18 protein-coding genes and 1 pseudogene are annotated in these 21,283 nt (G+C 60.5%); 5 read left to right on the top strand and 14 right to left on the bottom strand.

Annotated elements, in window-relative coordinates; translation table 11 throughout:
* Positions 1-189: 189 nt before the first annotated feature.
* Positions 190-1,395, top strand: coding sequence for a GAK system CofD-like protein (locus QQF40_RS08225; RefSeq protein ID WP_285461024.1), 1,206 nt, complete (start codon positions 190-192; stop codon positions 1,393-1,395).
* 162 nt (positions 1,396-1,557) lie between these two features.
* Here the strand turns inward: QQF40_RS08225 and chrA are convergent, their stop codons facing one another.
* The 4 genes from chrA to QQF40_RS08205 form a co-directional block, all read right to left on the bottom strand.
* Positions 1,558-2,832, bottom strand: coding sequence for a chromate efflux transporter (chrA, locus tag QQF40_RS08220; protein WP_285461023.1), 1,275 nt, complete (start codon positions 2,830-2,832; stop codon positions 1,558-1,560).
* A gap of 262 nt (positions 2,833-3,094) precedes the next feature.
* Positions 3,095-4,414: an organoarsenical effux MFS transporter ArsJ gene (gene arsJ, locus QQF40_RS08215; RefSeq protein WP_285461022.1), complete on the bottom strand. Its 1,320-nt coding sequence runs from the start codon at positions 4,412-4,414 to the stop codon at positions 3,095-3,097.
* 1 nt (position 4,415) lies between these two features.
* A complete protein-coding gene (locus tag QQF40_RS08210) occupies positions 4,416-5,465 on the bottom strand; it encodes an ArsJ-associated glyceraldehyde-3-phosphate dehydrogenase (RefSeq protein ID WP_285461105.1) in 1,050 nt (349 codons plus the stop codon).
* Between the two features lie 114 nt (positions 5,466-5,579).
* Positions 5,580-5,984: a metalloregulator ArsR/SmtB family transcription factor gene (locus QQF40_RS08205; RefSeq protein WP_285461021.1), complete on the bottom strand. Its 405-nt coding sequence runs from the start codon at positions 5,982-5,984 to the stop codon at positions 5,580-5,582.
* Between the two features lie 455 nt (positions 5,985-6,439).
* On the opposite strand from QQF40_RS08205, the gene trxA reads away from it, so the two are divergent.
* Positions 6,440-6,763, top strand: coding sequence for a thioredoxin (trxA, locus tag QQF40_RS08200; RefSeq protein ID WP_054557199.1), 324 nt, complete (start codon positions 6,440-6,442; stop codon positions 6,761-6,763).
* 107 nt (positions 6,764-6,870) lie between these two features.
* Here trxA and QQF40_RS08195 read toward each other — a convergent pair whose 3' ends face one another.
* From QQF40_RS08195 to QQF40_RS08185, 3 genes are all read right to left on the bottom strand, one after another.
* Positions 6,871-7,461 (bottom strand): TetR/AcrR family transcriptional regulator, encoded by a 591-nt coding sequence (locus tag QQF40_RS08195; RefSeq protein WP_285461020.1) that lies wholly within the window; start codon positions 7,459-7,461, stop codon positions 6,871-6,873.
* A 173-nt stretch (positions 7,462-7,634) separates the two neighbouring features.
* Positions 7,635-8,585 (bottom strand): thioredoxin-disulfide reductase, encoded by a 951-nt coding sequence (gene trxB / locus QQF40_RS08190; protein ID WP_285461104.1) that lies wholly within the window; start codon positions 8,583-8,585, stop codon positions 7,635-7,637.
* An 11-nt stretch (positions 8,586-8,596) separates the two neighbouring features.
* On the bottom strand, positions 8,597-8,923 hold the full coding sequence (locus QQF40_RS08185; protein WP_285461019.1) for a thioredoxin family protein: 327 nt from the start codon (positions 8,921-8,923) through the stop codon (positions 8,597-8,599).
* A gap of 533 nt (positions 8,924-9,456) precedes the next feature.
* On the opposite strand from QQF40_RS08185, the gene QQF40_RS08180 reads away from it, so the two are divergent.
* A complete protein-coding gene (locus QQF40_RS08180) occupies positions 9,457-10,587 on the top strand; it encodes an L-dopachrome tautomerase-related protein (protein ID WP_285461018.1) in 1,131 nt (376 codons plus the stop codon).
* Positions 10,588-10,801: 214 nt separating this feature from the next.
* Positions 10,802-11,785 carry an alpha/beta hydrolase family protein gene (locus tag QQF40_RS08175; protein WP_285461017.1) on the top strand — a complete coding sequence of 328 codons (984 nt, stop codon included), beginning with the start codon at positions 10,802-10,804 and terminating at the stop codon, positions 11,783-11,785.
* 109 nt (positions 11,786-11,894) lie between these two features.
* Here the strand turns inward: QQF40_RS08175 and QQF40_RS08170 are convergent, their stop codons facing one another.
* The 4 genes and pseudogenes from QQF40_RS08170 to QQF40_RS08155 all read right to left on the bottom strand — a co-directional run bounded on the left by QQF40_RS08170 (position 11,895) and on the right by QQF40_RS08155 (position 16,752).
* Positions 11,895-13,283 (bottom strand): nuclease-related domain-containing protein, encoded by a 1,389-nt coding sequence (locus tag QQF40_RS08170; protein ID WP_285461016.1) that lies wholly within the window; start codon positions 13,281-13,283, stop codon positions 11,895-11,897.
* A 248-nt stretch (positions 13,284-13,531) separates the two neighbouring features.
* Positions 13,532-14,422: a LysR family transcriptional regulator gene (locus QQF40_RS08165; protein WP_285461015.1), complete on the bottom strand. Its 891-nt coding sequence runs from the start codon at positions 14,420-14,422 to the stop codon at positions 13,532-13,534.
* A gap of 445 nt (positions 14,423-14,867) precedes the next feature.
* Positions 14,868-15,491, bottom strand: a pseudogene (locus tag QQF40_RS08160) (trimeric intracellular cation channel family protein); the annotation flags it as partial.
* Positions 15,492-15,696: 205 nt separating this feature from the next.
* Positions 15,697-16,752 (bottom strand): GlxA family transcriptional regulator, encoded by a 1,056-nt coding sequence (locus QQF40_RS08155; protein ID WP_285461103.1) that lies wholly within the window; start codon positions 16,750-16,752, stop codon positions 15,697-15,699.
* 484 nt (positions 16,753-17,236) lie between these two features.
* Between QQF40_RS08155 and QQF40_RS08150 the strand changes: the two genes are divergently transcribed.
* A complete protein-coding gene (locus QQF40_RS08150) occupies positions 17,237-17,914 on the top strand; it encodes a LysR substrate-binding domain-containing protein (RefSeq protein WP_285461014.1) in 678 nt (225 codons plus the stop codon).
* Here the strand turns inward: QQF40_RS08150 and QQF40_RS08145 are convergent.
* From QQF40_RS08145 to QQF40_RS08135, 3 genes are all read right to left on the bottom strand, one after another.
* Positions 17,891-19,120: a GGDEF domain-containing protein gene (locus QQF40_RS08145; RefSeq protein WP_285461013.1), complete on the bottom strand. Its 1,230-nt coding sequence runs from the start codon at positions 19,118-19,120 to the stop codon at positions 17,891-17,893. The genes QQF40_RS08150 and QQF40_RS08145 overlap by 24 nt on opposite strands.
* Positions 19,121-19,341: 221 nt before the next feature.
* Positions 19,342-20,814: a sodium:solute symporter family protein gene (locus tag QQF40_RS08140; protein ID WP_285461102.1), complete on the bottom strand. Its 1,473-nt coding sequence runs from the start codon at positions 20,812-20,814 to the stop codon at positions 19,342-19,344.
* A gap of 19 nt (positions 20,815-20,833) precedes the next feature.
* Positions 20,834-21,109 carry a hypothetical protein gene (locus QQF40_RS08135; RefSeq protein ID WP_285461012.1) on the bottom strand — a complete coding sequence of 92 codons (276 nt, stop codon included), beginning with the start codon at positions 21,107-21,109 and terminating at the stop codon, positions 20,834-20,836.
* Between the last annotated feature and the right edge of the window lie 174 nt (positions 21,110-21,283).

Genomic DNA, 21,283 nt, shown 5'->3' with positions numbered 1-21,283 from the left:
CAATGGGGGAGGCCGAATTGGCAACAAGAGACGCTGGGCTGGGATCGGGAGCCCCTGCGCTGGAATTGAGAGACTGGAAGGGAATCGAGAGCCACTGCGCTGAAATTGAGAGAAAGTGCATAATAGGCGACGCTGGGCGTAAAAAAAGGCACTCTATGCCAAAAATGCAAGCATAAAGGAAGCCATGCAATGGCCAAGGTCAGGGTCAGTCGGACCGCACGTGTACCCGATCCCATGCGCGTCAGGCGCTATCTGAAAGCCCCCGAAGTCGGCCCGCGCGTGCTGTTCTTCAGTGGCGGCACCGCGCTGACCGGGGTCTCGCGCACCCTGACCCGCTATACCCACCACAGCATCCATCTGGTGACGCCGTTCGACTCCGGGGGCAGCTCGGCCAAACTGCGCGAGGCCTTCTCGATGCCCGCCATCGGCGATCTGCGTTCACGCCTGATGGCGCTGGCCGATGACAGCGTTCTGGGCCATCCCGATATCTATCGCCTGTTTACTCACCGCCTGCCGCGTGAAGCTCGCCCGGAGATGCTGCACGCTACGCTGCGCGAGTTGGCGGCTGGGCGGCATCCGTTGACCATGGCGGTCGCGGAACCGATGCGCACCCTGATCTGCCATCAGCTGGGCTTTCTCATCGAGGCCATGCCGGAAGGCTTCGATCTGCGCGGCGCCAGCATCGGCAACCTGATCATTGCCGGCGGCTATCTGAACCATCACCAGCAACTGGATCAGATCATCTTCCTGTTCTCCAAGCTGGTTCACGTGCGCGGCACGGTACGCGCCGTGGTCAATGTCGATTGTCATCTGGCGGTGACGCTGGAAGATGGTCGCGAGATCATCGGTCAGCACCGCATCACCGGCAAGGAAGTCGCCCCCCTCGATTCGCCCATCGCGCGCATGCGTCTGGCAGCGGCAGAGAGCGACCACCACGTGCCCGTGGTGCCGGAGCTGCACGCCAACAATCGTCAGTTGATCGAGTCGGCCGAACTGATCTGCTTCCCCCCCGGCAGCTTCTATTCCAGCGTGCTCGCCAATCTGTTGCCCAAGGGCGTCGGGCGTGCGGTGCTGGCCAACCCCTGCCCCAAGGTCTATATCCCCAACTGCTGCCCGGACCCGGAGCAGACCGGCAAGCGCATGGACGAGCTTGTCAGCATGTTGCTCGACACCCTGTGTGCCGACCTCACCGGCCGTATGGAAGACTGCCCCACCGAGAACCTGCTCAACATCGTGCTCCTCGACAGCCAACGCGGCGACTACCCCGGCGGCCCCTGCATCGAGGCGCTCGAGCGCATGGGCATCACCGTGATCGACACCAAGCTGATCAGCGAGCAGAGCGCACCCTACTACGACAACGAGCTGCTGGTCACCGCGCTGCTGTCGCTGGTATGACATCAACCGCGAGATGCTCGGCCTGAAGTTGCTGGACATTAGCCGCTCGGCCTGAGTTGCTCTGCCTGAAACCACTTGGCATGAACTGCTCTGCAGAACAGGAACGCCCCCGCCTGCCAACAGCAGACGGGGGCGTTCTTTTATGAGATACGACGCCGAGACTTAGATCACGCCACGAAACGCGCCGAGGATCACCATCCCCAGCACCAGCTTCCAGGGTGCCAGCGAGAAACGCGTCAGAGCGATGAAGGCGGCCAGCGCGATCACCAGGTCCATACGGCTCAGCACGCTGGTGGTCCACAGCGGGTCATAGAGCGCCATGCCCAGCACGCCCACCACAGCCGCATTGGCGCCGGCGAGCGCAGCGCGCGCCCCCGCGCGGGAGCGCAGACGCCCCCACAGTGGCGCCACACCGATCAGCAGCAGAATCCCCGGCAAGAAGATGCTCAACAGCGCAATGACGGCACCGAGCAGTGGTGAATCTCCGCCCAACTGCGCCATGCCAGCCCCCAGCCAGACGGCAAAGGTGAACAGCGGCCCCGGCACCGCCTGGGCGGCGCCATAGCCGGTGAGGAAGGTATCAGCCGCGATATGGCCCGTCTCGACGGTGGAGGCCTCCAGCAGCGGCAGCACCACATGCCCGCCCCCGAACACCAGCGCCCCGGCACGGTAGAAGATATCGACCAGACTGCCGGAGGCCACCAGCGGCAGGCCGATCAACAACACGAAGAACGCGACCAGACAGTAACGCGCCAAACGCGTCGAGACCGGCAGTGACAGCCCCGCTGCCTGGGCTTGCTGGCGCACGGGGGCCGCCTTGTCATCACGACACAGCAGGCTGCCGAGCACTGCGCCCATCGCGATCACCCCGACCTGCGCCCAGACGCTCTGTGCCAGCGCCAGGCCCAGCATGGCCAATAGTGCCAGACAGGTACGCCGCAAGTCCGGGCACAGCTTGCGCGCCATGCCCCAGACCGCCTGGGCGACGACGGCCACCGCCACCAGTTTCAAGCCGTGGATCACCCCGGAGGCCAGCGGCCCTTCGAGGCTGCCCGCCACCAGCACCAATACCAGCAACGCCAGTACAGACGGCAAGGTGAAGCCGATCCACGCCAGTATCCCGCCCATCACGCCACCGCCACGCACCATGCCCAGCGCGAAACCGACCTGGCTACTGGCCGGTCCCGGCAGAAACTGACAGAGCGCGACCAGCTCGGCGTAGGCCTTGTCACTCAACCAGCCTCGCCTGCGTACCAGCTCATCGTGGAAGTATCCCAGGTGAGCAATCGGGCCGCCGAAGCTGGTCAGCCCCAAGGTGAGGAAGGTGCGCAGCACTTCACTGCGCCGCGCCTTGTCGCTTGCAAGCGGGGCATCAGGCGTCTCGTGGTCGCGCTCACGCTCACGCTCACGCTGGGCAGTTTCATCCGGATGTGACATGACGTCTCTCTTGGTGCGGAAAGGAAAGGATAACGACCAGAAATCCAGCGAGGGGCTTAGCACGAGCTATATGAAAGAATTTTCACTTGCTGACGCTACGGTGACATCAGGCGATGCGCAATGTCCTGATCCTCGCGCCCCTTGCATCCCCCATCAGACTGTCGCTGCCAGATGACAGGAAGCCCGCCCCAATGATGGGACGGGCTTCCTGCATAAGGGCTTCCTGCATAAGGGCTTAGGCGTCAGGTGCCCGGCGAAGGCTTCAGTTGGCCGACGTTTCCTGAGTGGAGGCATGCTGCGTGTCCGAGGGCAACGCGATGGCCATCACGGCGCTCGCCGCCACCAGTGCCGCCGACCACCACAGGCAGGCTTCCAAACCATAGGCCTGATAGAGCCATCCGGACAGCAACGTGCCCAGCAGGCGCCCCATGGCGTTGGCCATGTAATAGAAGCCGACATCCATCGATACGCCTTCACTGCGCGCGAAGCGCACGATCAGGTAGCTGTGCCAGCTGGAATTGACGGCGAAGATGACGCCGAACACCAGCAGGCCGATGATGAACCCCTCGAGGGGTGCCAGCCCCGACAGGATGGCCGCACTGCTGTCGCCACCCAGCTCGGCGTCCAGCGACATGCTCGCCATCAGCGCGGGCAACAGCGCCAGCACGCCGGCCAGCAGCACGGTCATCCAGCGCACGCCCGCATCACCGCTCAAGCGTCGCGCGATCGGCCCGGTAATGTGCGGGGCCTGGGTCTGCACCCCGCCATAACCGATCACCCACGCGGCCATCAGGATACCGACCGTCCAGAAGTTCCAGCCATGTACCTCGGCCAGATAGACCGGCAAGGCGACCACGAACCAGACATCGCGTGCAGCGAACAGGCACATGCGTGCTGCCGACAGCACATTGACCGCCCGCGAGGTCGAGAACATCTCACGAAACGCCGGCTTGCGGCTGGCCTTGCTTTGCCCGAGCGATGCCGAGAGCTTGCGCAGTGACAGCACCAGTACCACGGCCAGCATGAGCCACATGGCAAGTACCGTGCCCTGGAAGCCGATGAGGCTGAGCGCCGCGCCACCGAGGAAGAAGCCCAGACCCTTGAGCGCATTCTTGGAGCCGGTCAGCAGCGCGACCCACCGGTATAGCGCGCTCTGCGATTCCGCTGCCTGCTGCCCCTTCGGCACCAGCACCTTGATGGCACTCTTGGCGCTCATCTTGTTGAGGTCCTTGGCGATGCCTGACAGCGCCTGGGCAATCATCACCCAGACCACCGTCAGCATGGGCTCCGGCACCAATAGCATGCCGAGCGCCACCAGCTGCATCGCAAGCCCGGCATTCATGGTGCGATTGAGGCCGAGCCTTGCCCCCAGCCAGCCGCCGACCAGGTTGGTGACGACACCGAAAACCTCGTAGAACAGGAACAGCAGCGCGATATCCAGCGCCGAATAGCCCAGCGAATGGAAATGCAGCACCACCAGCATGCGCAGTGCGCCATCCGTCAGCGTGAAGGCCCAGTAATTCCCCGTCACCAGCAGGTACTGGCGCACCTCATGGGGCAGCTCTCGCAGGCGGGCAAGCATGTCAGCGCTCCTGTGTGCTGGCGTCGACCAGATCGCCCAGGCCCACTTTCAGTGCCAGCTCTGCGGTGCGGTTGGCATAGCCCCACTCGTTGTCATACCAGGCGTACAGCTTGAGCTGGGTACCCGCGACCACCATGGTCGAGGGCGCATCGATGATGCTGGAGCGAGAATCGGTACGGAAATCGATCGATACCAGCGGGCGTGTCTCGTAGCCCAGCACGCCAGCCAGCTCGCCTTCCGCCGCGCTCTGCAGCGCCTGATTGACCTCTTCCACCGTCACTTCGCGGTTGAGCTCGAACACCATGTCGGTCAGGGAGGCATTGGCCAGTGGCACGCGAATGGCGTGGCCATTCAAGCGGCCTTCCAGCTCCGGGAAGATGGCGCTGATCGCCTTGGCGGAGCCCGTGGTCGTCGGAATCAGGCTCATGCCGCAGGCCCGCGCGCGGCGCAGGTCCTTGTGCGGCGCATCCAGAATCGTCTGGGTATTGGTGATGTCGTGCACGGTCGTCATGGAGCCATGACGAATGCCGAACTGCTCTTGGATCACCTTGATCACCGGCGCCAGGCAGTTGGTGGTGCAGCTGGCCGCCGTCACGATGCGATGGGCCTCGGCATCATAGAGATGATCGTTGACGCCCATGACGATGTTGAGCACGCCCTCTTCCTTGACCGGCGCGGAGACCACGACCCGCGCGACGCCCTGCTCGAGATAGGCGTTCAGCACTTCGGTGCTCTTCTTCTTGCCGGAGGCCTCGATCACTACGTCACAGCCCGACCAGTCGGTGTCACCGATCTCACGCTGGCTTGAGAACGCCGTGCGCTGGCCATCAAGGATGATGGAATCGGCGTCACTGGTGATACCGTCTCCCGGGGACCACTGGCCATGCACGGAATCGAATTCCAACAGATGGGCGAGGGTTGCGGCATCGCCGCCCGGGTCATTGATACGCACCACGTCCAGCGCGATATCCTCGCGCAGCTTCCACAGCGCGCGCAGCGCGAGACGACCGATGCGCCCAAAGCCGTTGATGCCGACGCGCAGGGCTGGCATGCCCTCCGGCACGCTGATGGACGCGGAATAGGACGGAGCACTATGAGCAGGACACATGGGCATTTCCTTGAGAGTGTTCGAAAAGATTCGGCTAACGTTCTACGCCCTGTGCGCTCAACAGCAGCGCACAGGGCGGTTGGGCATCGCCTCCAGCCACGCCATCCAGCGCGACACCTCGCTGGCGTTGGCCTGACAGAGAGTGCCGAGAACCTGATGGCGCCAGGCCGGCAGATCAGGCGCAAGGCGGTAGTGCACCCACTGGCCACGCCGCTGACTGGTCAGCAGGCCAGCATCTCTCAGATGCGCGAGATGCCGCGAGACCTTGGGTTGGGAGATGGGCATGGCGCGCTGCTCCAGCAGCCAGATAAGCTCACAGACACACAACTCTTCCATCCGGGCCAACAGCTGCACGATGGTGAGGCGAGTGTCCTCGGCAAGGCACTTGAAGACCTGCAACGGTGACAGGCAAGCCGCCATGCCTCCCACTCCATCAATGGTGTCATGGGTTGACGGTTTCATGGTGATGTCCTTGCGCATGCCTGAGCCATCCTGGTCCCGACATCCTCTCCCGATCCTCTCTCACTGGCACCTGAAGCTTGGCAAGGCAGGTAGCCAGCCAGCCGACTGAAGCCCATCGATATACGGAAAATCATATATGTGTTTTTGCATATATAAAGTGACATATGCATGACAGTTGGAAGACAACCGGCGCGTGAATAGATGGCAGCGATGGAAAGCGAGTGAAGGGTGATTGAAAGCCGAATGAAGCGCGATCAGAACATCGCCTGGCTCGATGTACCATCGGGTCGGCGGCCACACCATCAACACTGTTGCGCAAACGGCACGCATATGTTGCCTGTCCTCAAAAGCGAATGCGCTTGCGAACAAAAGTCGAGCAGCGTTAGTGTGTGCCCATCAAGCACACGAAGTGCCCTTTTGAATCACGCATCCCTCGTGATGCACAGGAGAGACAAATGGCGGATTTCGCTCAAGTCGTCGATAGCAACTACACCCAGGAAGTCATCGAGAGCGAGCAGCCGGTGCTGGTCAAGTTCTGGGCACCGTGGTGCGGACCGTGCAAGATGCTCGACCCGATCGTCGAATCAATTGCCGAGGAACAGGGCGATGCCCTCAAGGTCGTTGCCATCAATGTCGATGATGCACCGGACCTCGCAGCTCAGAATGGCGTCCGCGGCCTGCCGACCATCGCGCTGTTCAAGTCCGGCGAGAAGCTCGAAGCCCTGACCGGCGTCCAGCCGAAGGAAAACTTCGACGCCATGATCTCGCGTCACGCCTGATCGAAACAGGTTCTGGCCGCAAGGCACTGACGCTGCAATGAAAAAACGCCCTCCATGAGGGCGTTTTTTCATTGCTACAACTGATCACGGAGTGGTGTGCAGGCGAACTACCAGATTTCCATGAAGAGCTCACAGGCTTCCTTGAGCTTGTCACCAGGCACACCATCTCTCGCCTGGATGGCAATTCCATTGACGAAGGTATCCAGCATCAGAACAAATTGATCCAATGGTTTTTCATAACGCCACTCCCCCCTTTCCTGCCCGCGCGCGATGCACGCCATCAGGGAAGCACGAATATCATTGCGCACCGAGAGTGCCATGTATTCGACGTCCTTGTTGTCATCACCACAGTTCAATCCTGACAGCACGATCATGCAGCCCGAGGGCTGGCTTGAGGACGTCTGCATGGTGACATATTTGATCAACATGTTCTTGATGGCATCTCTGGCAGATACCTTTTCATTCTCGAGCTCTACAAACACTTGTTCACAGGTCCGGGTATACATCTCCAGACATTCGCGATAAAGCGCCTGCTTCGATTCAAATGCCGAATAGAAACTCGCGGAAGACAAATTTCCCAGTTCCTTTCTCAGCTCGGCCAGTGAAGTGCCCTCAAAGCCATTTTTCCAGAATAGCTCCATGGCCTTTCTGACAGCATCTTCGCGATCAAACTGACGTGGGCGACCTGTTCTAGCCATAGCATAATCTCGATAGCAACCTGCAAGGTGAAAGCAAGTATTACATATGATAACACTCGCCATGACATACCACCGTCATGATTCCTGAGGATAGTCATTCCGTCGTTGGATGTGCAACATCCTCAGGCATGTTTCATTATCGGCGGCGGGTACTATATCACGAGAATATCAGACTAACCCTCGAGATCTGCAAGATACTTCTCTGCATCCAGTGCTGCCATGCACCCCGTACCGGCAGACGTGATAGCCTGACGATAGTGGTTATCACTGACATCTCCTGCCGCGAAGACGCCTGATTTGCTGGTCAAGGTCTGGCCTCCTCCAATACCGGAATAGACATTGATATACCCGTCCGTCATGGCCAATGCGCCCTTGAAGATCGATGTGTTGGGATCATGACCAATGGCGATGAAAACGCCTGCCACAGGTACCTCCTCCACCTCCCCCGTCAGCGTGGAAGCCAGGGAGATAGCCGTGACACCGGTGTCATCGCCCAGTACTTCCTCTACCTGCCTGTCCCATCGAATCGTGACCTTGCCTTGTTCAACCTTGTCAAAGAGACGCTTCTGCAGCACTTTCTCTGCACTCAGCTGATCACGACGATGCACCAGGGTCACATGAGAAACGATATTGGACAGGAACAATGCTTCTTCCACGGCAGTATTGCCCCCTCCTACGACCGCAACCTCCTTGTTTCTGTAAAAGAATCCATCACAGGTAGCGCAGGCTGATACCCCCTTCCCCATATAGACCTGCTCACTTTCGAGTCCAAGATATATCGCGGATGCTCCGGTCGAAATGATAAGCGCATCTGCGGTATAGGTATCTTCTCCCTTCAGAATGAAAGGGCGACTTTCCAGGTCCACTTCGGTGATATGATCGTAAGCGATCTCGGTATCAAAACTTTCCGCATGCTCCTTGAGCTGTAACATCAACTCAGGACCCAGCACCCCCTTGGGATAACCGGGCCAATTCTCGACGTCGGTCGTCGATGTCAGCTGACCACCCACTTCCATTCCCGTTATCAACATGGGGGAAAGGTTCGCACGGGCTGCATAGATGGCTGCTGTGTAACCCGCCGGTCCGGACCCGAGTATTATCAATTTTCGATGTGTACTCATGATGAGTCCTTGCCCTATGCGTAGCGTGTAATCAGCTTCTGAAGCTCAGGAGTCGGTAGCATGCCAACAGAGCGATTGACCTCCTTGCCATCCTTGAAGATGACGACGGTCGGAATGCTACGCACCCCGAGTCTTTCCGCAATGGCCGGATGCTCATCGATGTTGAGCTCTGCCATTACCAGGTCATCATTCGCGATGGCCTCGGCTACCTGACGATATATCGGTGACATCATGCGACACGGTGCGCACCATTCAGCCCAGAGCCGCACGGCAAAGGTCACGCCTTTATCGCTGAGAGACTGAAATTCCTTTTCGTTAAGATTGACGACGTTGATTGTCATGAGTCTGACTCCTGATAAATAGGTCTGTGGCGATCCATCAACCCATCATGTGGCCTGCCGCTCGCTCACTTGTCAGTGACCAAAAACATGGGACGAGCGTGCTCGATCATCTTGTCGACTACCAGCTGCACACCAGAAACCGACAGACGCATGGCGATGAATGACATATGTTGTGGATCAATTGATCCATAAGATATTGAGCCAGCCGGTCAGTGTCAACAACTTTTAGATCAATCGATCCAAAATAAAACCGCACTGCAGCCCCCTACTGTCTGGCCTCTTCCGTCAGGCCCAGCCAGCCGATGGCGAGATCATCCCTCCATCAACTCAGGATGCATTACGCAACCGATTGATTTACATTGTTTTATTGTATGAACTTGTGCAGAGTCGCTGGCATGCACAAGGTGGACCATCGCGGGGACATGACAACCTCGCCCCCGCCCAGGCCTAGGGCACATTCGCTCCCAAGCCGGACATGCCTGGAGGTTTCGTGGCATGCCGCGCGCTATCTTCACAGCAACAAGGAAGCATCGATGTACACAGCAGTCATTGGCGTCAAACGCTCCCCTCGGTTTCTGGGTGCCATCGCCCTGGTCAGTAGTTTGCTCACGGGCTGCGCCAACGGCCATACGAAGCTGCCGGCCACCACCACAGCGCTCAAGGCCGGGCCTGCCTACGGTGAGATGCGCTCTGTCGCCGTCATGCAGATTCGCCCCGGCAATGTGGCGGTGACGCCCGATGGGCAGGTCTTCGCCACCATCCACCCGATGGATGGGGATCACGATGTGCAGCTGGTCGAGATCACCGGTCAGAACAGCTACCGCGCCTGGCCCTCCCCCGCCTTGCAGACGCATGCCGGCCGCTACAACGATGCGACCATCGATTCCCCGCTGGGCATCTACCAGGATGGCCAGGGCGGGCTTTGGATCACCGACATGGGGCTGCATCTGGGCAAGACCCGCCTATGGGGCTTCGATATTGCCTCGGGCAAGCTGATCACCAAGCTGACTTTGCCTGAGAATATCGCCCCAGAGGGTAGCTTCGTGCAGGACCTGGCGGTGGACCGCAGCCGTGGCGTGGCCTATCTGGCAGACATCGCCAATCCGGGCTTGATCACCGTCGACCTGGGGAGTGGCGAGGCCACCCGCTTCAGCGAGCACCCGGCGCTTGAGGCAGAACCCGATGCCACGCTCAAGATCGATGGCAAGGACGTCCAGTTCAATGGCAAGCCTGCCAAGGTTGGCGTCGACCCGATCACGCTGTCCGGTGATGGCGAGACAATCTTCTTCGGCGCCATGACCGGCCACAGCTGGTACAGCGTACCGGCCAGACTGCTGCGCGAAGGTGCCGATCACGCCACCATTGCCGCTGCCATCACCCGCGTCGGCGACAAGCCCGTTTCCGATGGCGCAGACACCTCCGGCGGCACTCACTACTTCACCAACCTCAATCAGCATGGGCTGGATGTGCTGGGCGCCGATGGCAAACTGACGCCGCTGGTGCGCGATGAGCGCCTCGACTGGCCGGATGGCGTGCGCATGGCGCCCGACGGCTGGCTCTATGTCACCGTCAATCAGCTGGACAGCACGCCGCCCTTCAATGACGGCAAGGACAGCGGCCAGGCGCCGTATCGTATCTTCAAGGTCTGGCCCGTCGACAATTGAGTCGGTAATAGAGAGGTCGGTCGAATCGGCTTCTGAATGACAACGCCCGCACTCCTGATGAAGGAGTGCGGGCGTTGTCGTTTCTCACCCTGTTGAACCCCTGCTGGACACTTTCAGGATGACTGAACGATACTGACAACAAACAAACGTTTGAATTTTAGCTGACCACCCCCCTGACAAGCCCAGCCCAAAATAAAAAAGAGACCTGATCGCCATGACCGAACGCTTGCCGGATACCTGCCCCGCTACTGCCAGTGCGCTTTCAACAGCGCCACAGGATCACGTCACGGCACAACAACCCACCCGCTCAGATGGTGAATACGAGTGCGAGATTGCGGCGGCAGACGGCTATCGCCTCGCGGCGAGCGTGCATGAGCCTGACCTGCATCCCGCCAGCGCAAAGGGCGTCGTCCTTCTCCACCCCGCCACTGGCGTGCCGCAGTCCATCTATCGCGCCTTCGCGCAGGCGCTGGCCAGCCGCGGATTCCATGTGGTGCGCTACGACTATCGCGGCATCGGCCGCTCGGCGCCTCCCACACTGCGTGGTTTCGCCGCCAGCATGTCCACCTGGATCGATCAGGATGTCGAGGGCGTGACCCGCTGGGCCGCACAGCGCTGGCCAGAGTTGCCGCTTCTGGCAGTGGGCCACAGCATCGGTGGTCACGCCGTGGGCCTGAGTGACTCGAGCCGCCTGCTGAGTGCCGCGGCGCTGGTCGCCTCCCACGCAGGCTGCCTGCACTTCATCAAGCCGCTTGGCGAACGCCTTCGGGTCACGGCCCTGCTCAAGGTGATCGGTCCACTGACATCGCGCACCCTGGGCTATGTGCCGGGGCGGCGACTCGGCATCGGCGAGAACCTGCCCCGCGGCGTCGCCCTTGAGTGGAGTCGCTGGACCAGCCTGCCACGCTACTTCTTCGATGATCCCTCCATGCAGGCCGAGCGCCGTTTCGCCAGAGTCACCCAGCCGTTGCTGGTATTGGGCTTTGACGATGACCCCTGGGCGACGGCCCCCGGCATTGATCTGCTGACCGGCTATTTCACGCAAGCCACATTGGAGCGCCATCAGATCGACCCACGCCAACACGCTACGGGGCCCATCGGGCATATGGGGTTCTTTCGCCGCCAGCATCGAGACAGCCACTGGCCGCTGGTGATCGACTGGCTGGAAGGCCAGGCAGCAGCCGCTCGGAAGGAATGAAGCCGCCAATGCGAGTTCCATGGCCGCAATACGCAAGACGGCAGCCCGAGGGCTGCCGCTGTCATGCTGTCGTCGTCGTTCTGCCGTTGTCTTTCTGCAAGGCACCACATCAATCGGGCTGTCGGAATATCACGAACTCGTGCTCACATTGCGGGCAATGCCCCGAGTAGACCGCCCCGGACTTGCTCAAGCGTACGCTCTGATGCTCACAGGCAGGACAGCGCTGCTTGAGTGATGTGTTGGCGTTGCAGACCTGGCATTTGACGTAGTAGCCGTAGGGGCCATAACGCCCCAGCAGTGCATCTTTTTCCTGACACTTCTGGCACTGGACACGCACGGCCTGTGGCACTTGCGGGACGGCGGAAGCCTTGAGGCGTGCGGTGATTCTGTCGAGATGCTCGCTCAACTGTGGCGAGGCCAGACACGCTTCAGGCACTGGCGACCCGACAGGTGCCTCGGCTGACGGCGCTGATGTTTCGGCTCCGGGTTCGGCTTTGGGCAGAGCGACGCTCTCGGCGCTTGCCTTCACCTCATTGACTGCCGCAGCAGCGGGGATGGCAACTGCCACTGCACTCGAATCGCCTCCCTGCCTCTTTTTACAGCGTTCCTGGCTGCCACGCTCCTGTTCGCCACGCCCATTGCTGCCATGAGTACTGTAGCTCACGCCATTGTTACCGAAATCTTTGTTACCGAGGGCCTTGCTGGCGAGGGCTTTGCCGTCAGATTCGCGGATACTACCCTCATTGATCGCCCAGCGACTCGCGACACTGCCAGCGGCGTCTGGCGTCTTCGCTACCGGCTGCGGGCGCCAACTCACCTCGCTACGGACGGTCTCGACGGCATGTGCGCGACGCGAACGAGCGTCCTGCTTGAGCAGGAACTCGCTGACACGTTCAAGCTCATCCTTGGTGAACTCCGGACGGGTATCGAACAGCAAGGCACGCTTGACCATCGAACGCGCCCCGATCAGACCACTGACCTGTTCGTGGAGAAACTCCGGCTTCACCACCTGAGCCGAGACCCCCTTGGCCATGTCGTCACGGTGCACGATGGCATTGCTCGAGACAGCGCACAGTACTTTCCATTGTCGACCGGCAAAGCCGCCTTGCAACCCCAGGGTCTTGTTCATCAAACGAGCGCGATTCTCGATCAACAGGCGCTTGAGAATATCCTGCTGCAATTCCGCCTGACGCAATGGTGACTTGAGCCCAGACCAATTGCCCCGATAGCTGCGCTGCCATTCACCTGCCGCATTGACCCTGACTTCACCAGTGATGCTTTTCGACTCGATGATGATGAAGCCGAATGGATGCATGACCAGATGATCAATCTGAGCATTCTCCTCACCGTGTTTCAGTCTCAGATCATTGAAGATCACGACCTCGGGGTCGTCCCCGAAGGCACGCCGTAGATGGAAGGCCACATCCTCTTCCTGGCGGTGACCGTACCTGGCGCGCTCATCGTCGCCACTGTAGGTCTCTTTTTCCTTGGCTATCATCTGCTCGTCCCTGAAGCGCTGATTACATCCTTGTCAGCCCAATATATCGCTATTGCCCGTAAAATACGCCATGCAACATGCGTCAATAAACAGATTTCATCAAGATATTATAAACTTTATTTAAATCAGCCCGACTCCACTGCCATGTTTCTGGAGCGGGATAATCGTTAAAACTCTGTGTCAGGACAAATCAACGCCCCTCTACCCACTGTTGTCAGGGCAAGTCTGGGGCGCCAGACATCAGCCACTCACAGCGTCAGGCGGGTGGCGAGAAACTCGACGAAGGCGCTGATACGCGGTGACAGCGTGCTGTTGCGGTAATAGACCGCATGGATCTGCTCGCGGGGATTGGGACTCTGGACCTGCCCGGGCAACACTTCCACCAGAGCGCCGGTCTTGAGGTCATTGCCCAGCATGAAGCGCGAGATCAGCGCGATACCATGTCCCGCCAGGCACAGCTGACGCATGACTTCGCCACTGGTGGTCGGCAGATGAGGGGTCGTGTCAAAGCCCTGTGGTACCCCCTTGAGCGGCCAGCGATTGAGGCGACTGGGGGGCAGAAAACCCAGCAACTGATGGGCATGCAGCGCCGCGACACTGGACGGCACGCCATGCTCGGCCAGATAGGCGGGGCTTGCGACCAGATGCAACGTGGAGCGGCCCAGCACCTTGGCATGCAGTGTGGAGTCATCCAGCTCGCCGATACGGATGGCCACATCGGTACGCTGCTCCAGCAGGTTGATGATGTCATCGGCCGCTGACAGCTCCAGCGCGATGCCGGGATAGTAACGGGAGAACTCCGCGACCAATGGCACCAACTGATGCAGCACGAAAGGGCTCGCGGCATCGACGCGCAGCCGCCCGCTGGGCTGATCGCGCTGCTGCAGCAAGGCTTCTTCAGCACTGCCAAGCAGCTGCAGCCCCTTGCGCACGCGCTCGACAAAGCCGCGCCCTTCATCCGTCAGTGCCACGCTGCGTGTGGTGCGATTCAACAGCGGCGTTTCCAACTCACCTTCCAGGCGCTGGATAGCGCGCGACACCTTGGCCACCGGAATATTCAGTCGGTTGGCAGCGGCGCTGAAGCCTCCGCTATCCACCACGGCCAGTAGCAACTCGAGGTCATCCGAACGGCTGCGCATGCTGTGATCTCCTTGAAAGTGCAAGATGCATGGTCCCATGCATCTTTGCAGAAATCACAATAATCATCCGCATCAGGATCGCTTCTGCAATATTGCTTGCCGACAAAATCACCCAGCAAAAGGATATCGCCTAGAACCCGCCACGCCGACGCTCACCGGGCCGCAGCATTCTTACCCGAGCCTTGGGCGTGCGCCGCGGCAATGAAGGTGGCGCAGGAGGCGTCTCCAACTGATCCGAAGGGGAAACATCGCTGGTGCCGATCGAGCCGCCCAGCGTCGTCGCGAATTCCGAGCGCCGGGAAGGCTTGTCCTCGATTGGTGCGAGCGAATCCCCACCTTTCTCAACCGTCGTACCATCGACCCTATCGTCAGATGCGGAGCCATTGCCCTCTCCCCCCGATAGGGATGGGCCATGCCCATGAACTGCGGGCTGCGAAGCCAGCGGAGGAGGCGAAATGATCACCCAGGCAAAGGTCGGCAAGGTCAGATGCCAATAGATCGCCGGCAGGCGAATCGCCAGTATCAGCACGATGGCAGCACCGGTGGCCCACGCCAGGCCAACGCCAGCCTCGAGAAGCACGATATAGAGAATGCCACCCGCCAGCGACGCGGAGGCATAGATTTCCTGACGCAGCACCATCGGTACACGACGTGCGAGCACATCGCGGATCATGCCACCCGCCACGCCGCTCATGGTGCCCATCAAGACAGCCACTATGCCATCCACGCCCAGCATGCGCGCCTTGTGTGCGCCTAACACCGTAAACAACGCCAACCCGAAGGCATCGGTGACCGGCAGGAAAACCCGCGTCAGGCGATGGATATAATGAAAGCCGAGCGTCGCCACCAGCACCGTCAACAGGATGACCCACAGATAGATCGGCTGCTCGACCCAGAACACCGGGCCGATTCCCAGCACGAGATCACGCAGCGTACCGCCGCCGATACCGGTCACGGCGCCCAGCACCAGCATGCCGATCGGGTCCATGCGTGAACGGCACGCCACGACGACACCGGTCAGGGCAAAGATCATCACACCGGCCAGGTCTAGCCAGGTTATCCAGTTCATTCTCGTGAAGCCTCCTGCAGTGCGCTGGCGTGCGCATGAAACAATGGCGTATATGCTTGTCGCGAACCGTGATGGCCTCTTCTGCCAAGTCGTCTGCTGCGATGGCGTTTCGGCGCAGCGGCGCGATCATACTCCCTTTTGCGGCTCTTTTTGTGCCCTCGACGTCATCCGCGCCGCCTTGAGGGGCGGAGGATAATGACCCGCCTCAGGGCGTGGCCTGACCACAGCGAGCGGTCGCGCTGGGCGGCTCACCGAATCGCTGACGATAGGCACGCGAGAAGTGCGCCAGATGCGTGAATCCGACGCCGAGAGCCGCCTGGGAAACGCTGCGACTGCTGTCGGCCAATACGCACCGCGCATGATCCAGGCGCATGCCGAGATAGCGCTGCTTGGGCGTTTCCTCAAAATGCGCCATGAACAGACGCGTCAACTGGCGCTGGGATTGGCCGACCAGACGGCAGATGTCGGGGATCGAGAGCACCTGGGCAAGATTGGCCTCCATCACGGCCAGCGCCTTGACCACACTGCGTGGCAGCGAATCGTCTCGAGTGCTGGCAGCAGCAGGCGACGCCAGATGCCCGCGCTGATGCACCAACTGCCGCTCGACGGCGTCCGCCAGCGACGGCCCGTACAGAAACTCGATCCACGCCAGCATCATGTCGATACTGGCCGCGCCGCCAGACCCCGTCAGCCGCTCGCCCTGCCATTCATAGTCGGCCTGACTGATCTCGAGTTGAGGGAATTCCTCGCGAAAGGCCGGCACGCTCTCCCAGTGCAGGGCGACCCGATGACCGGCGAGCACCCCGGCGCGCGCCAGAATGAAGGGGGCGGTATCCAAGCCTCCCAGCCAGGCGCCATGGGCTGCCAGATGACGAATCACGCCACGCGCCTGGCTGCCGACGCTGACTTCCGGTCCGTAGGATGACACCACCATCAAGCGCGTCTGCGCCCCACTCTGGCCACCCGACGACGGCTCATCGACTAGAGACGACAAGGCACCATCGACGTCGATGCGCACGCCATTGCTGGCCACGACAGCCTCGCCATCACTGGACAGCAGGCGCCAGGCGAACAGCGGCCGTCCGAAGCGATTGGCGACCCGTAGCGGTTCCAGCAGGCAGAACAACGTCAACATCGAGAAGCGCGGCACCAACCAGACATTCAGCGTGTACTCGGCGGCCCCCGGTGCCAGCAGCGGCGGTGAATCCGGGCGCGGATACGGCGCAGAGAGGGGCTCCGTCGCCGACGCTAGAGGAGGCATGCGGGATGGCGTGGACTGTTCTGAAAGCCCGGAGGATTCAGAGGGGTCGGGCTGCGGTTCAGACATGAGGCAAATTTCATCAACCTGTGGCCATTTACCTCAACCTTACCCGTGTCAGGCATTCGAGGTAAGTGGCACAGGAGTGAGACAGGTCACACCGGATGAAACATGATGCTGCACCCCGCTCACAGGCAGGGTGCAGCATCAGGCGTTCGATCATTCTCCGTAACTATCGCGAGATGCAGTTGCGATGCTCAGTCGTGCTTCTCTGCTGCGGCCTCAGTCGTGATCCCAGGTGTTGATCATCGCGCCGAGTGATTCGAGGTCTCGAGGCCGACTACCAGCCCGGTCAAAGCAACGCAATCGTTGCTCAGCGCTAGGATACCCTCAAGATCGATGACATCGAGCAGCAGCAGAGTGGCAATCCCCATCTGATAAAGGCCGTGCGCGATGCCAGCCATGCCCCCGCTGACACAACCCTGCAATGGACGTATCGCCTTCCTTTGCCGCCAAGTGGCTGATGCCCCGTCTGGCAAGCTTTCGCCACGCACACCCCGAATGGCAACTGCGGGTACACGCAAGCGAGGGACTTTCAAATCTGCATCAGGACGGGATCGATCTCCCCATCCGCCAGGGCTCTGGCCAGCATGACGCCGGACTCAAGGCGATATGGTTGACGGGGCTTGAACATATCACCGTCTGCAGTCTCGGCTACCCGGAACAGCTGGGCGAGCGACTGGATAGGCTCGATATGCGCGGGTGCGTATTGATCGAGGACAGCCATCAGGGGTTGCATACCTTTGCGGCGCACTTCTCGGGGCTTGAGAAGGCCGATCGCCTCTGGGTCAATCGCACCAGTCTCGCGATCGATGTCGCTCTGGCGGATCAAGGTATCGCGCTGACACCGCGCCTGATGGCGGCGGAAGGCATCGCGAAGGGACAACTGGTCACCCTGCGTGGTCTGCCGGATCAGGGCCAGGATTCTATCTGGTCTACCCCGGGGCGCGGGCGCATCAGGCAGAGCAGATCATGTTGCCGTGGCTTCGCCAGCAGCTGGGGTTGTTGCAAGAAATATGAGCGCACGCCCCCATGGGCTTACGCCAAGACTCCACAACACCACTACGAAACCACCACGATGCTAGCCGGCGAAGGCTGGGCCTAGCGCTGGCTGATTCTGCTGATCAAACAGCTCGCAGCGATCTCGCCCCGAGGCCTTGGCACGATAAAGCGCCTCATCCGCCTGCTTCAGGATGGTCTCGAAGCTGCAGTTCTGGCCGGTGCCTGTGGCAGAAACCCCGATACTGACGGTGGCAATATCGTGGCGTGAATTCCCCGCGTGCGAAAGCGCCAGGTCGCGAACATGACGGCAAATCTCTTCTGCGCGAGCCAGTGCCTGCTGTGATGTACAAAATGGAAGTAGCACCACGAACTCCTCACCCCCGAAACGCGCCACGATATCGACATCGGGGTGCACACTTTCAGAGATGGCCGTCGCGATACGCTTGAGGCACTGGTCCCCTTTCACGTGGCCGTAGTGGTCGTTGTAGGCCTTGAAATGGTCGACATCGATCATGGCCACCGCGTACTGGAGTCGACTGTCGGCCTGCTTGCCGAGCAGGGAGTTCACGAGACTGTCAAAGTGACGCCGGTTATAGACTTCGGTCAAGGGGTCGATCGATGCCAGACGCCGAAACTCTTCACTCTTTTCAGTGAACTCCTCGACCCTGAGCTGCTCTCGGAGCAGCAACAGGTAGGCAAGACGCTCGGCCTTTTCACTGCGTAGATTGGAAATGATCGAAAACAGAGTAATGGAAAAGAACACCATGAAGGCCATCAAGCCCGCCGAATCGGAAGGCGTGGGATGCGTGGTAACCAGATACAGCATCACGCTGAAATGAAAGATCGAGGAGCACAGGGCATACAAAAAGCGCAGCTGAAATAGGACATTGCCCACCAGCACGATAAGACCGAGTGCGAACAGGTCGAGGAATGAATGCGCAGAAGCTGACAACTGAAGCAACAAGGCAGTCAAAATCATCGCGAGGCATATGAGCCCAGTCATCAACATCTCACGCATAATCGGTGAAACGCCACGCTTAAGCACGTAGAGGCCGACCAAGGTGATGGGTGTCATGACCCCGACGCGAATGACGATGGCTTCCCGCATGTAGTCCGGGCGCAAATACCAGTCATTAAACAGAAACAACACATAGATACCTATCGCCACCGACCCCATCAAGGCGAGCTTATGACTACGAGCCTGATGATTATCCTGCTCGAAGCGGGCCTCAATCTCGACCGGGAAACGCACTCCTAGACCGCCCTTATGCTGTATCTGTTGGTCCACCTGCACCATCAGGTCATTCATTAACATCCCCTCCAAGAGGAGTGACGATCAATGAACTCATTCTAGGTGTGGCGATTCAGATCGTTAAGCAATCAGATACAAACGTGACAATCGTTCACAACCTCGCCATGCGCGGAGTCTGTCAAGATATTTCAGACAACTATTTGGTCGAGTCAAACGCTCGGTTATCAGCTGAGTGATGCCCCCGACATCACTCAGCTCGCGAGCTTCCCTGCTCAACGTCAGCGCTTGAGGCTCCAGGGAGCGGCGATGCGGAAGAAGCGCAACGTCACCGCCTCATCCACCGGCCGGGTCAGCAATGACACCAGCACGAAGACCGGCAGGTTGAGCATCAACCCCCAGAAACCGGCATGCAGGCCCAGCGGGTGCGGCCATACGACGGTAAACAGCACCGTGACCACGAAGCCGGCACTGATGCCGCTGATGACACCTGCCGCCGAGGCACGCGGCCAGAAGAACATGCCCAGAAATGCCGGCAAGACCTGAGAGGCAAAGCCCAGCCCGATCAAGAGGATCATCACCAGATTGCCCGGCTCCCAGATCGCCAAGGGTGCCACGATCAGGAACATCACCGGGAAGATCAGCCAGCGCGCCAGCTTGCCAGCGTGTTGGTCATCAAGCTTGAGGCCCGGCTGCAGCACATCACGGCTCAGGCTCAGGGCCACCGAATGAATGAAGGGCTCGCTTGAGGACATCGAGGCCGCCAGCGTGCCCGCACCCAACAGGCCTACCAGCCAGACCGGCATGTTGGCCATCGCGTATTCGAGCACCACGGTGTCGGCGCGCTCGAGCTCCGGCAGGCTGTAGATACCGATGAACCCGACCACCACCAGCGGCAGGATCACCACATAGTAGGTCGGCAGCCAGCTGGCACTGCGACGGATGGTGCCGGCGGAGGCGGCACTCATCCATTGCGTCCATACCGGCGGCATGAAGGACAGCATCGAGACGATGATCGAGGTGGTCCAGAAGCTGAAGCTCATGTCGCCGCCGGCGCCGGGCAGACGCAGATACTCCGGGTGACTGGCCTCAAGACGCGTGAACACGCCACTGAATCCCCATTCGCCTGTGGAGAGATAGGCCGCCCAGAGGCCGATCACCCAGGCAACGACCAGCATCAACACGCCCTGGAAGGCATTGGTGCGCCCGATGGCGCGCTGGCCGCTGACGAACAGATAGACGGCGATTGCGCTGAGCACCAGCAACACGCCAGCCCAGAGCGGAATGCGCCCGCCGCTCATCACCAGCAGGATGTAGGCCGAGCCGATGGTCTGCAGGACCGCATAGGCGATGGAGGCAATCGACATCACCAGCGCCGACAGCGCGCCCAGCAGAGGGCTCTGATAGCGGTCCGCGATTGCGCTTGCCTGGGTGACATGCCCGAACTGCTCGCCGAACTTCCACACCTTGGGGCCGAAGTACCAGGCCACCAGCGCCAGATAGGCCAGATAGATGGCGACATAGAACACCGGCACGCCCTTGCTGTAGGCCCAGCCCGGCGCGCCCATGAAGGTATAGGCACTGACGCTGCCGGCGGCGATCAACAGATAGAGCGTCACGGGCCCCATCGAGCGCCCGGCGACTCCCCACTGCTCCAGCGTGTCCATGCACCGGCCGCCCCGCGCGCCGAGACCGATGGCCATGGCGAGAGCGATATAGCCCAGGGTGACCAGCAAGGGCACGCTGTCATGCATAGACGAAAAGGCATGCGGATCAATCACGCGGTGCCTCCGTCTCTTTCGCCAGCGAGCCCCGGGTCAACGGGCCTTTCGTCAGCGGGTCGTCGTCGCGGCGACGGCGCAACAGGCAATTGCCCAGCAACATCGCGCCACTGCAGGCGAAGATGATCAGGTAACTCCAGATGATCAAGGACGGCATGCCCCACAACAGGGTCTGCTGGTTGATCCAGCCGATCACCGGCCAGATACCCATCACGACCAGCAGCAGGAAGATCACCAGCAGGCTCCAGCCCCGCCAGGTCGAGGGCATGACGAGGCGCGGCAAGGAACAGGGAGTCTCTGCAGTCCGGGCATCAGGCTGAGAGGAAGACGGGGTGTCAGGCGCGGCCAAGACGATCTCCAATGTGAACAGGGAGTGAATGAAAATTCTCGGCGCGCAGTGTAGCCGCTGCGCCCCGCCCTGTGGAGTCACCCTGGTGAATCC

Origin of the sequence: Cobetia sp. LC6, from assembly GCF_030264805.1 — a bacterium.
Classification (GTDB): Bacteria; Pseudomonadota; Gammaproteobacteria; order Pseudomonadales; family Halomonadaceae; genus Cobetia.
The sequence above is the reverse complement of the archived record's forward strand: the minus strand, read 5'-3'. Positions and strand labels throughout refer to the sequence as shown.